Origin of the sequence: Klebsiella sp. G-Nf4, assembly GCF_002810615.1 — a bacterium.
GTDB lineage: Bacteria > Pseudomonadota > Gammaproteobacteria > Enterobacterales > Enterobacteriaceae > Klebsiella > Klebsiella variicola.
Genome location: NZ_PION01000014.1, coordinates 50,383 through 63,118, shown reverse-complemented (window position 1 = coordinate 63,118; position 12,736 = coordinate 50,383). Strand labels below are relative to the sequence as shown.

The window sequence follows — 12,736 nt, the reverse complement described above, 5'->3', positions numbered from 1 at the left end:
ACTGTAGCCCTGCTAAGCGTAGCGCAAGCAGGGCCAAGAGGATTAACGCTGGCTAATCTGGTCGAAGGTGCCGCCGTTAGAGAAGTGCTCTTTCTGCGCTTTCGTCCAACCACCAAACTCCTGATCGATGGTAAACAGCTTCAGTTTCGGGAACTCATTGGCGTATTTTTTCGCGACATCAGGATCGCGAGGACGGTAGAAATTCTTCGCCGCAATCTCCTGGCCTTCCGGTGAGTAGAGATACTTCAGGTACGCTTCCGCCACCTGGCGCGTGCCTTTCTTATCCACCACTTTATCGACCACAGAGACGGTCGGCTCAGCCAGAATCGACTCACTCGGGGTCACGATTTCAAACTTGTCTTTGCCCAGTTCGTTGGTCGCCAGCAGCGCTTCGTTTTCCCAGGCGATCAGTACGTCGCCGATGCCGCGTTCTACGAAGGTATTGGTCGAACCGCGCGCGCCGGAGTCCAGCACTTCAACGTTTTTATACAGTGCTTTGACGAATTCCTGGGCTTTGGCCTGGTCGCCGTGATTCTGATGCAGGGCATAGCCCCAGGCAGCCAGGTAGTTCCAGCGGGCGCCACCGGAGCTTTTCGGGTTCGGGGTAATGACCGACACGCCCGGTTTGATCAGGTCGTTCCAGTCATGGATCTGTTTCGGGTTGCCCTTGCGGACGAGGAACACGATGGTTGAGGTATACGGTGCGGAGTTATCCGGCAGGCGTTTCAGCCAGTTTTTATCGATACGGCCGCGTTCAGCAATGGCGTCTACGTCGTAGGCCAGCGCCAGCGTGACCACATCCGCTTCAATACCGTTAATCACCGAGGTCGCCTGTTTGCCAGAGCCACCGTGCGACTGGCGGATCACCACGTTGTCGCCGGTCTCCTGCTTCCAGTGCGCGCTAAACGCTTTGTTGTACTGTTCGTACAGCTCGCGCGTTGGATCATAAGATACGTTTAATAGTTGAATGTCTTTTGCCAGAACGCTGGCGGATGCCAGCAACAGAGTTAACCCTACGCCCCACTTATTCATCGCACCGCTCTCTTTATGTGTGTTGTGATGGGTTAAGCGTGCCAGAAAGCGATTCAATGATTAAAGAATAAAAAAAGATTGGCTATAACTTGCGGATATAAAGAAATGAGTAAGGATAGCCCCCTCCCGGACGGGAGAGGGCGCGAAGCGATTAGACTTCTTCCATGCGGCCCAGCAGCGCCTGCAGGCGATCCTGCCAGCCCTGCTGTTGCTCTTTCAGCTGGCTGTTTTCGCGCTCCAGCTCTTCACGACCATGCTGCGCGCTCTGAACTTCCTGAACCAGGGTGTTGTTCTTTTCTTTCAGCTCTTCGATTTCCATCTGCAACAGAGTGATGGTATCAATCGCCTGCTGAACTTTAGATTCTAATTTCTCAAACACTTCTAATGACATCGTCATACCTCTCCTGAACTTGCAAGGCGTTGATAGAAACTCGTGTTTCGTATACGCGGTCCCGCCTTAACGAAAATTAGCGCACTTAGCGGTGTTATCGTCGATTGTATGAATCCCCGCCGCCCCTGTCCAGCGGCAAGCCGCGCAGATTGCGGTTTGCAACACTTTTCAGCCTTTACCTGGTGCTTTCAGCGCAGTTCGCTCGTACTTCATGGGTCATTGTTAATTTTATGGTTAACAAAATGCGAGGTGAAACGCTCCGGCACCGGTCTCAATGCGCGCGGATGGCGCGAAAACGCTCATTTTCTTGACGTGGTACACACATTTGAAGTTCGATATTTCTCGTTTTTGCTCGTTAACGATAAATTAACACTATGCCTACATGGCAATATGGTCGTCTGTGACCACCCTACATACAATAATCATCACAACGCTTCAGGATTCGATTATGAGCCAAACATCAACCTTAAAAGGCCAGTGCATCGCAGAGTTCCTCGGTACCGGGTTGTTGATCTTTTTCGGCGTTGGGTGCGTGGCTGCGCTCAAGGTCGCGGGAGCCAGCTTCGGGCAATGGGAAATCAGCATCATCTGGGGTCTGGGCGTCGCCATGGCGATCTACCTGACCGCTGGGGTCTCCGGTGCGCACCTTAACCCTGCGGTGACTATCGCACTCTGGCTGTTCGCCTGCTTCGATGGCCGCAAAGTGGTCCCTTTTATTATTTCGCAATTCGCTGGCGCCTTTTGCGCTGCGGCATTAGTTTACGGGCTTTATTACAATCTTTTCCTCGATTATGAAACCACCCACCATATGGTCCGCGGCAGCGTAGAAAGCCTCGATCTGGCCGGCATCTTCTCCACCTATCCGAACCCGCATATCAATTTTGTGCAGGCCTTCGCGGTAGAGATGGTGATTACCGCTATCCTGATGGGCGTCATCCTGGCGCTGACCGACGATGGCAATGGCGTACCGCGCGGTCCGCTTGCTCCGCTGCTGATCGGCCTGCTGATTGCGGTGATTGGCGCCTCCATGGGACCGCTGACCGGTTTCGCCATGAACCCGGCGCGTGATATCGGCCCGAAAGCCTTCGCCTGGCTGGCTGGCTGGGGTGACGTCGCCTTCACCGGCGGCAAAGATATTCCTTATTTCCTGGTGCCGCTGTGCGCACCGGTGGTCGGCGCGGCACTGGGCGCGTTCAGCTATCGTAAGCTGATTGGCCGCCATCTGCCTTGCGACACCTGCGTGGACGAAGAGCAACAGAGCCCTTCCTCTTCGACCACTCAACATAAAGCTTCGCTGTAATCTGACTACGGGACACCGACTATGACCGACAAAAAATATATCGTTGCGCTTGACCAGGGCACTACCAGCTCCCGGGCCGTTGTGATGGATCATGATGCCAATATCGTCAGCGTCTCCCAGCGAGAATTTGAACAAATTTATCCTAAGCCAGGCTGGGTTGAGCACGACCCGATGGAGATTTGGGCTTCGCAAAGCTCTACGCTGGTAGAAGTGCTGGCGAAAGCTGACATCAACTCCGACGAAATTGCCGCCATCGGCATCACTAACCAGCGTGAAACCGCCATCGTATGGGAGCGTGAGACCGGTAAGCCCATCTACAACGCCATCGTCTGGCAGTGCCGCCGTACCGCGGAGATCTGCGAACAGCTCAAGCGTGACGGGATGGAAGAGTATATCCGCAAGGCCACAGGCCTGGTGGTGGACCCCTACTTCTCCGGCACCAAAGTGAAATGGATCCTCGACCATGTCGAAGGTTCCCGTGAACGTGCGAAACGCGGCGAGCTGCTGTTCGGCACCGTTGACACCTGGCTTATCTGGAAGATGACCCAGGGCCGCGTGCACGTTACCGACTACACCAACGCCTCACGTACCATGCTGTTCAACATCCACGAGTTGGACTGGGACGACAAAATGCTCGACGCGCTGGACATTCCGCGCGCGATGCTGCCGGAAGTGCGTAAGTCATCCGAAGTGTACGGCCAGACCAACATCGGTGGTAAAGGTGGGACCCGTATCCCTATCGCCGGGATCGCCGGTGACCAGCAGGCGGCCCTGTTCGGCCAGCTGTGCGTCAAAGAAGGGATGGCGAAAAACACCTATGGCACCGGCTGCTTTATGCTGATGAACACCGGTGAAAAAGCGGTAGCCTCAACGCATGGCCTGCTGACTACCATTGCCTGCGGCCCGCGCGGCGAGGTGAACTATGCCCTGGAAGGTGCGGTGTTTATGGCCGGCGCGTCTATTCAGTGGCTGCGTGACGAGATGAAGCTCATCAGCGATGCGTTCGACTCCGAGTACTTCGCCACCAAAGTGAAGGATACCAACGGCGTATACGTGGTACCCGCGTTCACTGGTCTTGGCGCACCATACTGGGACCCGTATGCCCGCGGCGCGATTTTCGGCCTCACCCGCGGCGTAAACTCGAACCACATTATCCGTGCGACGCTGGAGTCCATCGCCTATCAGACCCGCGATGTGCTGGAGGCGATGCAGGCTGACTCCGGTATTCGTCTGCACGCCCTGCGCGTGGACGGTGGCGCGGTGGCCAACAACTTCCTGATGCAGTTCCAGTCCGATATCCTCGGCACCCGCGTGGAGCGGCCGGAAGTACGCGAAGTGACGGCGCTGGGCGCGGCCTATCTGGCGGGTCTGGCAGTCGGCTTCTGGCAAAATCTGGATGAGCTGCAGGAAAAAGCGGTCATTGAGCGCGAGTTCCGCCCGGGTATTGAAACCACCGAGCGCAACTTCCGCTACAGCGGCTGGAAGAAAGCGGTGAAACGCGCGTTAGCGTGGGAAGAGCACGACGAAGCGTAAGATTGTGGAGGTATTCCCGGCTTGCGGCGTAAACGCCTTAGCCGGGCTACAAAACCCCAAACAGCACGATCTTGTAGCCCGGACAGGTGCGCAGCACCGCCTCCGGGTTTTTTATCAGCCAAACATCGGCAGCAGCAGGTATAGCTTAATCACCAGCGCGTTAACGATATCGATAAAGAACGCTCCCACCATCGGCACCACCAGGAAGGCCATATGTGACGGGCCAAAACGGTCGGTGATCGCCTGCATATTAGCAATCGCCGTCGGCGTTGCACCCAGACCGAAGCCACAGTGGCCCGCCGCCAGCACCGCGGCATCGTAATTCTTACCCATCATCCGATAAGTGACGAACACCGCATACAGCGCCATCGCCAGCGATTGCACCGCCAGGATAATAATCATCGGCAGCGCCAGCGAGGCCAGTTCCCACAGCTTGAGGCTCATCAGGGCCATGGCGAGGAACAGCGACAGGCTGACGTTGCCCAGCACCGATACCGCCCTATCGAACACCCGATACAACCCCGCCAGCGCCAGGCTGTTGCTAAGGATCACACCGATAAACAGCACGCAGACGAAAGTCGGCAGCTCGAAGACGCTGCCCGCCAGCAGTTGCGCAACCACCTTGCCTACCGTCAGACAGATGGCAATCAGGGCGATACTTTCGATCAGTACCAGCGAGGTGATCACCCGCCCCACGTCCGGTTTTTCAAAGGCGGTTGGCGCCACCTGATCGTCCGGTGTGCCGTCCGGAGAGGAAGAGTGCTTCACCAGATAGCGTGCCACCGGGCCGCCGATCAGGCCGCCCAGCACCAGGCCGAAAGTCGCGCAGGCCATCGCCACTTCGGTGGCGTTGGCAAAACCGTAGCGTTCAACGAACAGCTTGCTCCACGCCGCCCCGGTGCCGTGGCCGCCGGATAAGGTAATCGACCCGGCCAGCAGGCCCATCAGCGGATCCAGCCCCAGCAGCGTCGCCATGCCGATACCGAGGGCATTCTGCAGCAGCAGCAGACCGACCACCACAATCAGGAAAGTGCCCAGCACCTTGCCGCCAGCCCGCAGGCTGGCGAGGTTGGCGTTAAGACCGATGGTGGCAAAGAACGCCAGCATGAGCGGGTCTTTCAGACTCATATCGAAATCAATTTCGATATCCATGCTTTTCTTCAGCACCAGCAGCGCCAGCGCCACCAGCAAACCGCCGGCAACAGGTTCAGGGATGGTGTATTGCTTGAGGAAGGGAACAGTTTGTACGAGTTTTCTGCCGAGTAATAGCACAAGCGTTGCGGCAACGAGCGTCGATAAGGTATCGAGGTGAAACATAAAAAGCTCCTTATGGGCGCATGATCCATTCACACGCGACGATATTCCTGGTGTCTTTAGCTTCTCATCATGAGGAGTCAGAGGGGGATTTTACGCAGAACGGCGGAAAAAATGACAGAAAAAGATATTTTGTATCACCAATGATGCGATTTAGCATACAAAATGTTAATAACCTCGTTGCGCATATTCACGGCATAAATTTTTATGACCAAATGCTGGCAAACGTTTGCTTTTGGTCTACAGTCCGATAAAATTCCCGCTTTGCCACCTTGGGATTGCTTGTGATGTCCGTTAACACCGCAGAGTCAGAAAATGCGCAACCGGTTGCGCATAAATCAGCTAGCGAATTAATCTACCGCCTCGAAGATCGTCCACCGCTACCGCAAACCCTGTTCGCCGCCTTCCAGCACCTGCTGGCGATGTTTGTCGCGGTGATCACTCCAGCGCTGTTAATCTGCCAGGCTCTCGGTCTCCCGGCACAAGATACCCAACATATCATCAGCATGTCGCTGTTCGCCTCCGGCGTCGCTTCCATTATTCAGATTAAAGCCTGGGGCCCCGTCGGCTCCGGATTGCTTTCCATTCAGGGTACCAGCTTCAACTTTGTCGCCCCGCTGATCATGGGCGGTACCGCGCTGAAAACCGGCGGCGCCGACGTCCCCACCATGATGGCCGCCCTGTTCGGCACCCTGATGCTGGCCAGCTGCACGGAAATGGTGCTCTCCCGCGTCCTGCACCTGGCGCGCCGCATCATTACCCCGCTGGTCTCCGGCGTGGTGGTGATGATTATCGGCCTGTCGCTGATTCAGGTCGGACTGACTTCCATCGGCGGCGGCTACGCGGCGATGGCCGACCACACCTTCGGCGCGCCGAAGAACCTGCTGCTGGCGGGCATCGTGCTGGCGCTGATTATCATCCTCAACCGCCAGCGTAATCCCTATTTGCGCATCGCTTCGCTGGTGATCGCCATGGCGGCGGGCTATCTGGCGGCGTGGTTCCTCGATATGCTGCCGGCCAATACCGCCCCGACCAACAGCAGCCTCATCACCGTGCCGACGCCGCTCTACTATGGTCTCGGTATCGACTGGAGCCTGCTGCTGCCCCTGATGCTGGTGTTTATGATCACCTCCCTGGAAACCATCGGCGATATCACCGCCACCTCCGACGTCTCCGAACAGCCGGTTTCCGGCCCGCTGTATATGAAACGCCTGAAAGGCGGTGTGCTGGCTAACGGCCTCAACTCCTTTGTTTCCGCGGTCTTCAACACCTTCCCGAACTCCTGCTTCGGCCAGAACAACGGCGTGATCCAGCTGACCGGCGTTGCCAGCCGCTACGTCGGCTTTGTGGTGGCGCTGATGCTGATCGTCCTCGGCCTGTTCCCGGCGGTGAGCGGCTTCGTGCAGCACATCCCTGAGCCGGTGCTCGGCGGCGCTACGCTGGTGATGTTCGGCACCATTGCCGCGTCCGGCGTGCGCATCGTCTCCCGTGAGCCGCTGAACCGTCGGGCGATCCTGATTATCGCCCTGTCACTGGCGGTGGGCCTCGGCGTGTCGCAGCAGCCGTTGATCCTGCAGTTCGCCCCAGACTGGCTGAAAAACCTGCTCTCCTCGGGGATTGCCGCCGGTGGTATCACAGCCATTGTTCTGAATTTAATTTTCCCGCCAGAAAAAGCCTGATCTGACGCGCTCCCGGTCGTGCTATCGGCCGGGACGCTCTCCACGACCTGCCTCATCACGGAAATAAACCACGCCCGCCTTGAGAAGTGCGCCTAAATCGGGCATAACACGGTTATGTGCATCTCACAGAATGGAAGACCATGAAATTTCTTGGAAAGCTGATTCTCTGGCTGCTAGTCGCTCTGCTGCTCGTCATTGTTGGCGCATGGTTTCTGCTGCAAACCCACTGGGGCGCCCGCCAGGCCAGCGCCTGGCTCAGCAATGGCACCGGCTGGCAGGTCTCCTTCGATGCGATGGAACACGATTTCTCCTCCCCTCTTCATGTGCAGTTGCAAAACGTCACCTTTGGCCGGGAAGGCAAGCCGGCCACCCTGGTGGCAAAAACGGTCGATATTGGCTTCAGCACCCGCCAGTTTAGCGATCCGCTGCATGCGAATGAGATAGTCCTTAACGACGGCACCCTGAATCTGTCTCCCCACTCCGCGGCCCTGCCGTTCGCTGCCGACCGGCTGATGTTGCGCAATATGGCCTTCAACAGTCCGGAAACCGGCTGGGCGCTTAGCGCGCAGCGCGTCACCGGCGGCGTCAGCCCATGGGCGCCGGAGGCAGGCAATGTGCTGGGGAACACGGCGCAGATCCAGATGAGTGCGGGCTCGATGACCCTCAATGGCGTCGAAGCCAGCAACGTCCTGATTCAGGGTAAGATTGATCATGGCGAGGTCACCCTCTCCACCCTCGGCGCCGATGTCGCCCGCGGCACCTTAACCGGCAATGCAAAACGCAGCGCTGACGGCAGCTGGCTGGTGGATAACCTCCAGCTCAATGAGATTCGACTGCAAAGCGCCTCATCGCTGGCCGACTTTTTCGCCCCGCTGACCACCGTCCCCTCCCTGCAGATTGGCCGCCTGGATATCACCGACGCCCGCCTGCAGGGGCCGGACTGGGCGGTAACCGACCTCGACCTGAGCCTGCGCAGCCTGACGCTCAGCCACGGCGGCTGGCAGAGCGAGGACGGCACGCTGTCGATGAACGCCAGCGAATTTATCTACGGCTCGCTGCACTTCTTCGACCCGATCCTGAATGCTGAATTCTCTCCCCAGGGCATTGCGCTGCGCCAGTTTACCTCACGCTGGGAGGGCGGCATGGTGCGCACCTCCGGCAACTGGCTGCGCGCCGGTAACGCCCTGGTGCTCGACGACACCGCCTTCGCCGGACTGGAGTACACGCTGCCGGCGAACTGGAAACAGCTGTGGATGGAGCCAATGCCGGCCTGGCTGCAAAGCCTGACGCTGAAAAAATTCAGCGTCAGCCGTAACCTGATCATTGATGTGGACCCTGCCTTCCCGTGGCAAATTACCGCCCTCGATGGCTATGGCGGCGAGCTACAGCTGGTGAAAAACGGCAGCTGGGGAGTATGGAACGGCAGCGCGACGCTGAACGCCGCGGCGGCGACTTTTAACCGGATAGACGTGCGCCGCCCGTCACTCAAGCTGAGCGCGACGGCGTCTACGGTCAATATCACTGAGCTTAGCGCCTTCACCGAGCGCGGCATTCTGCAGGCCACCGCCGCGGTATCGCAGCTACCCCAGCGCCAGGTTAATCTCAGTCTGAACGGCCGCGGCGTGCCGCTGGGTATTCTGCAGGCCTGGGGCTGGCCTTCGCTTCCCATTAACGGGGACGGCAATCTCCAGCTGACCGCCAGCGGCAGCGTGCGGGCCGATGTCCCGCTCAAACCGACGGTTAACGGGCAGCTCAGTGCGGTAAATATGGAGAAACAGCAGGTGGCGCAAACGATGCGCAACGGCGAGGTCAACACCGCGCCCGCCGCGCCGCAGTAAACTCCCCCTCACCCTGGCCCTCTCCCCCACGGGGAGAGGGAACACTTCCCGGCAAAACTCCGCTCTGGCCACTCCCTCTCCCTTTCAGGGAGAGGGTTGGGGTGAGGGTCCTGAAACCTGTGTGCAATAAGCGGCTATCTGTACCTATTTAGCGCAACAGGTTCCTTTCAAATATCAGAATTGCTATAACCAAATTACTGGAAGTCGATAAAAAAACCGCTCCCTGTACCTACAAAAATATAAAAGGATCAATCATGCCTGAAATACGTCAGCGTATTCTGGAGAATATGCAAAAATTCTCCCGGGCCATGATCGGCGCCGTATTGTTCTTGCCGGTCATTGGCTTAATTCTGGCCCTCAGTTCAGTATTAACTAATCCGACATTAATTGCTGAAACCAGTTTCTTACACCAGCTTGGGCAAATGCTCGGCGACACCTTTTGGCCTTTATTTGGCAACCTCGGCTTATTATTTTGCGTCGGCATTAGCTATGGTCTGGCAAAAGATAAAAAAACCGAAGTCGCGCTGGTTTCAGTGATGTGCTTCATTATGTTCCTTGGCGCCAATCACTCCTGGCTGGAACACACCCACGGACTCGCCGAAAAAATTAACGGTGAATATTATGGCACCGGACAAACCCAGCTGCTGGGCTTTGTGGTGGTGGATATGGGCGTTTTCCTGGGCATTATTCTCGGCTGCACGATTGCGTGGGTGCACAATAAAGTCTCTGCCATTGAGCTGCCTGGCGCGCTGTCGATGTACGGCGGCGCTAAGCTGACGCTGGTGGCGATGACGCCGGTGGTTATCTTCTACGCCATCGCCTTTACCTGGATTTGGCCCTTTATGACCCATGGCATCTCCGCCCTCACCGGTTTTATGAAAAATGCCGGAGTCGCCGGGGTCTTCGTCTATGGTTTCTTTGAAAAATTTCTTATCCCGACCGGCCTGCATCATTTCGTCTGGTCCCCCTTCCAGCTCACCCAGATTGGCGGCACCCTGAACGTGGACGGTCAGGTGGTCTCCGGGACCCAGGCCATTTTCCTCGCTTATATGCGCCATCCCGACCTGACGCCGGTCATGAACGACGCATTACGTTTTTCGCAGCAAGGGATGACCACTATCTTTGGCCTGGCGGGCGCCTCGCTGGCGTTCTACCACACCGCGAAGCCGGAGAAGAAAGTGATGGCGAAGGCGATTCTGCTGCCAGCGATTATCACTTCGATGCTGACCGGTATCACCGAACCGATTGAGTTCACCTTCTTATTTGTCTCGCCGCTGCTGTGGGTGATCCATGCGACGTTAACCGCCGCCTCGCAGGCCATTTGCGACATCTTCACCGTACGTCCCTGGGGAGCATCGGGCCTGATCGAGTTTCTGATCTATAACCTGCCGCTGCCGGTCTCCTTAACGCGCTGGCCGGGCTATGTCCTTATCGGTATCGGCCAGTTCGCCGTTTACTACGTGATTTTCCGCACCCTGGTGGTGAAGCTGAACCTGAAAACGCCGGGCCGGGAAGATGACGAGAACGTGAAGCTTTACAGCAAAGCAGAGTACCGCCAGAAAGTCGCGCAACCACAGTCGGTCACCGATGACATTATCCGCGGCCTCGGGGGCAAGGCGAATATTCTCTCCGTCGATAATTGTTTTACTCGTCTGCGCGTGGCTGTGCGCGATATGGCGCTGGTTGATGACGCGCAATTAAAAAATACCGGCGCCAATGGCGTCGTACGAAATCGTAATGAAGTTCAGGTTATTTATGGCGTAAAAGTGGGACAGGTACGTTCCCGGGTTGATAACTGGTTAGCAGAAAATTAATGAGGAGTTTGTATGAAATTAACCGTATTAGGCGGGGGCGGCGTTCGCTCTGCATTTTTAGCGAAATCTCTGGCCTATAACGCTCACCGCATTGGTTTAACAGAAGTGGTTTTTCTCGATAACTCTGCTGATAATCTGGCGATATTTGGCGAAATTGCCAGCTATGTATTTAATACTATTCGCCCGGATATTCAGTTTAGTACCACTACCGACCCGGTCGCGGCGCTGCAGGATGCGAACTATATCATTACCACCCTACGGGTTGGCGGTGACGAAAGCCGCATTCGCGACGAACGCATTGCGCTGCAGCATAACACCCTCGGCCAGGAGACCACCGGCGCCGGCGGCTTCGCGATGGCCATGCGCTCGATCCCGGCGATCCTTCGCTATTGCCGGCTGATCGAAGAACATGCCGCCGAAGACGCCATTCTGTTTAACTTTACTAACCCGTCAGGCCTGGTGACGGAAGCGATCATCAAGTCCGGTTTTAAGCGCCGGGTCTATGGGATCTGCGATGCTCCCTCCGAGCTGATTCGTGAACTGCCAGCGATCCTTGGTTGTGAGGAACACGACCTCAGCGTGGAATGCTATGGGCTGAACCATTTCTCATGGTTTACCCACTTCACCGTACGCGGGGAAGAGGTAACCGAACGGCTGATCGCCAGCCCGGAACTGTACCAGAAGACGGCGATGCAGTACTTCTCCCCGGAGCTGGTGCGGCTTTGCGATAATCAGCTACTCAATGAATATCTCTATTATTACTACTATCGAGAGGTGGCGCTGAAGGCGATTCAGGAGGCCGGCGAGACGCGCGGAGAGCAGATCGCCCGTATCAATCAGGAGATGCGCGAAGCGCTGCGCACCGTGGATGCCAGAACGCAACCGGAAGCCGCTTTCACCATCTGGATGCAGCATTACCTGCGCCGGGAAAACAGCTATATGCAGAATGAGTCGCAGCAGGAAAAATTCCACACCCGCGAACCGCTGACGCTGCGCCAGTTTATCGAAGAGCCGGACACCGGCGGCTATGCCGGGGTGGCGCTGGATATTCTGGAAGCGGTGAACAGCACCACCACCAAGCGTATCGTGGTATCGATCCAGAATAACGACACGCTCGACTTTTTGCGCCCTGACGACGTGATTGAGATCAGCTGCGACCTGAGCCGGGATGGCCTCAAGCCGGTGACGCCGGTGAAGGTGCCGACGGCGCAGAAGAATATGATTTCCTGCGTGAAGGAGTATGAGCGGCTGGCGGTGGCGGCAATCCTGCAGCAGGATAAATCGCTGGCGGTGCGGGCGCTGATGGCGCACCCGCTGATCGGTTCATATTCGCTGGCGAAAACCCTGGTCGAGGCCTACCTCGACGATGAGCAATTCGCCGCCTGGCAGTAACCCGCATTGCCGATGGGATCCCCCCCGCTCGCGCTGCGCTTAGCGGGGCTACGAACGGAGCGGTTTGTGTTTTATGTAGGTCGGATAAGGCGTAAGCCGCCACCCGACAAAATAGCCGCATCACCCGGTAGCCCGGATAAGGCGCAAGCCGCCATCCGGGAACTGCAGCAGGATAAATCGCTGGCGGTGCGGGCGCTGATGGCGCACCCGCTGATCGGTTCATATTCGCTGGCGAAAACCCTGGTCGAGGCCTACCTCGACGATGAGCAATTCGCCGCCTGGCAGTAACCCGCATTGCCGATGGGATCCCCCCGCTCGCGCTACGCTTAGCGGGGCTACAGCCCACTCGATGGAATAGTTCGGATAAGGCGTAAGCCGCCACCCGACAAAATAGCCGCATCACCCGGTAGCCCGGATAAGGCGCAAGCCGCCATCCGGGAACT

Annotated in this window: 9 protein-coding genes and 1 pseudogene; 7 read left to right on the top strand and 3 right to left on the bottom strand. The window is 57.3% G+C overall.

Annotated elements, in window-relative coordinates; all coding sequences use genetic code 11:
* Window positions 1-42: 42 nt before the first annotated feature.
* Together CWM57_RS23575 and zapB are read right to left on the bottom strand one after the other, a co-directional pair.
* A complete protein-coding gene (locus CWM57_RS23575) occupies window positions 43-1,032 on the bottom strand; it encodes a sulfate ABC transporter substrate-binding protein (protein WP_061152934.1) in 990 nt (329 codons plus the stop codon).
* A gap of 151 nt (window positions 1,033-1,183) precedes the next feature.
* Window positions 1,184-1,429: a septal ring assembly protein ZapB gene (gene zapB / locus CWM57_RS23570; RefSeq protein ID WP_008806812.1), complete on the bottom strand. Its 246-nt coding sequence runs from the start codon at window positions 1,427-1,429 to the stop codon at window positions 1,184-1,186.
* A gap of 442 nt (window positions 1,430-1,871) precedes the next feature.
* Between zapB and CWM57_RS23565 the strand changes: the two genes are divergently transcribed.
* Together CWM57_RS23565 and glpK are read left to right on the top strand one after the other, a co-directional pair.
* A complete protein-coding gene (locus CWM57_RS23565; RefSeq protein WP_012967047.1) occupies window positions 1,872-2,723 on the top strand; it encodes an MIP/aquaporin family protein in 852 nt (283 codons plus the stop codon).
* 21 nt (window positions 2,724-2,744) lie between these two features.
* The gene (gene glpK / locus CWM57_RS23560) at window positions 2,745-4,256 is read left to right on the top strand and encodes a glycerol kinase GlpK (protein WP_061152933.1); all 1,512 of its coding nucleotides are present in this window, start codon (window positions 2,745-2,747) and stop codon (window positions 4,254-4,256) included.
* A 114-nt stretch (window positions 4,257-4,370) separates the two neighbouring features.
* Here the strand turns inward: glpK and gltS are convergent, their stop codons facing one another.
* Complete coding sequence (gene gltS, locus CWM57_RS23555) at window positions 4,371-5,573, bottom strand: sodium/glutamate symporter (protein ID WP_074386941.1); 1,203 nt, start codon at window positions 5,571-5,573, stop codon at window positions 4,371-4,373.
* Between the two features lie 284 nt (window positions 5,574-5,857).
* Here gltS and CWM57_RS23550 point away from each other — a divergent pair, with 284 nt between their 5' ends.
* The 5 genes and pseudogenes from CWM57_RS23550 to CWM57_RS23530 all read left to right on the top strand — a co-directional run.
* Window positions 5,858-7,249, top strand: coding sequence for a nucleobase:cation symporter-2 family protein (locus CWM57_RS23550; RefSeq protein ID WP_008806808.1), 1,392 nt, complete (start codon window positions 5,858-5,860; stop codon window positions 7,247-7,249).
* A 140-nt stretch (window positions 7,250-7,389) separates the two neighbouring features.
* Entirely contained in the window at window positions 7,390-9,087 is a 1,698-nt protein-coding gene (locus CWM57_RS23545; protein WP_100676472.1) for an AsmA family protein, read from the top strand.
* Between the two features lie 254 nt (window positions 9,088-9,341).
* Complete coding sequence (locus CWM57_RS23540) at window positions 9,342-10,901, top strand: PTS transporter subunit EIIC (RefSeq protein WP_074386939.1); 1,560 nt, start codon at window positions 9,342-9,344, stop codon at window positions 10,899-10,901.
* A gap of 12 nt (window positions 10,902-10,913) precedes the next feature.
* On the top strand, window positions 10,914-12,293 hold the full coding sequence (locus CWM57_RS23535) for a glycoside hydrolase (RefSeq protein ID WP_100676471.1): 1,380 nt from the start codon (window positions 10,914-10,916) through the stop codon (window positions 12,291-12,293).
* Between the two features lie 141 nt (window positions 12,294-12,434).
* Window positions 12,435-12,581 (top strand): annotated as a pseudogene (locus CWM57_RS23530) (glycoside hydrolase); the annotation flags it as partial.
* Window positions 12,582-12,736 lie beyond the last annotated feature (155 nt).

Coding starts and splice junctions, on each gene's coding strand:
- zapB (WP_008806812.1), bottom strand. CDS start 1,429: ATGACGATGTCATTAGAAGTGTTTGAGAAATTAGAATCTAAAGTTCAG.
- gltS (WP_074386941.1), bottom strand. CDS start 5,573: ATGTTTCACCTCGATACCTTATCGACGCTCGTTGCCGCAACGCTTGTG.
- CWM57_RS23545 (WP_100676472.1), top strand. CDS start 7,390: ATGAAATTTCTTGGAAAGCTGATTCTCTGGCTGCTAGTCGCTCTGCTG.
- glpK (WP_061152933.1), top strand. CDS start 2,745: ATGACCGACAAAAAATATATCGTTGCGCTTGACCAGGGCACTACCAGC.
- CWM57_RS23565 (WP_012967047.1), top strand. CDS start 1,872: ATGAGCCAAACATCAACCTTAAAAGGCCAGTGCATCGCAGAGTTCCTC.
- CWM57_RS23550 (WP_008806808.1), top strand. CDS start 5,858: ATGTCCGTTAACACCGCAGAGTCAGAAAATGCGCAACCGGTTGCGCAT.
- CWM57_RS23535 (WP_100676471.1), top strand. CDS start 10,914: ATGAAATTAACCGTATTAGGCGGGGGCGGCGTTCGCTCTGCATTTTTA.
- CWM57_RS23575 (WP_061152934.1), bottom strand. CDS start 1,032: ATGAATAAGTGGGGCGTAGGGTTAACTCTGTTGCTGGCATCCGCCAGC.
- CWM57_RS23540 (WP_074386939.1), top strand. CDS start 9,342: ATGCCTGAAATACGTCAGCGTATTCTGGAGAATATGCAAAAATTCTCC.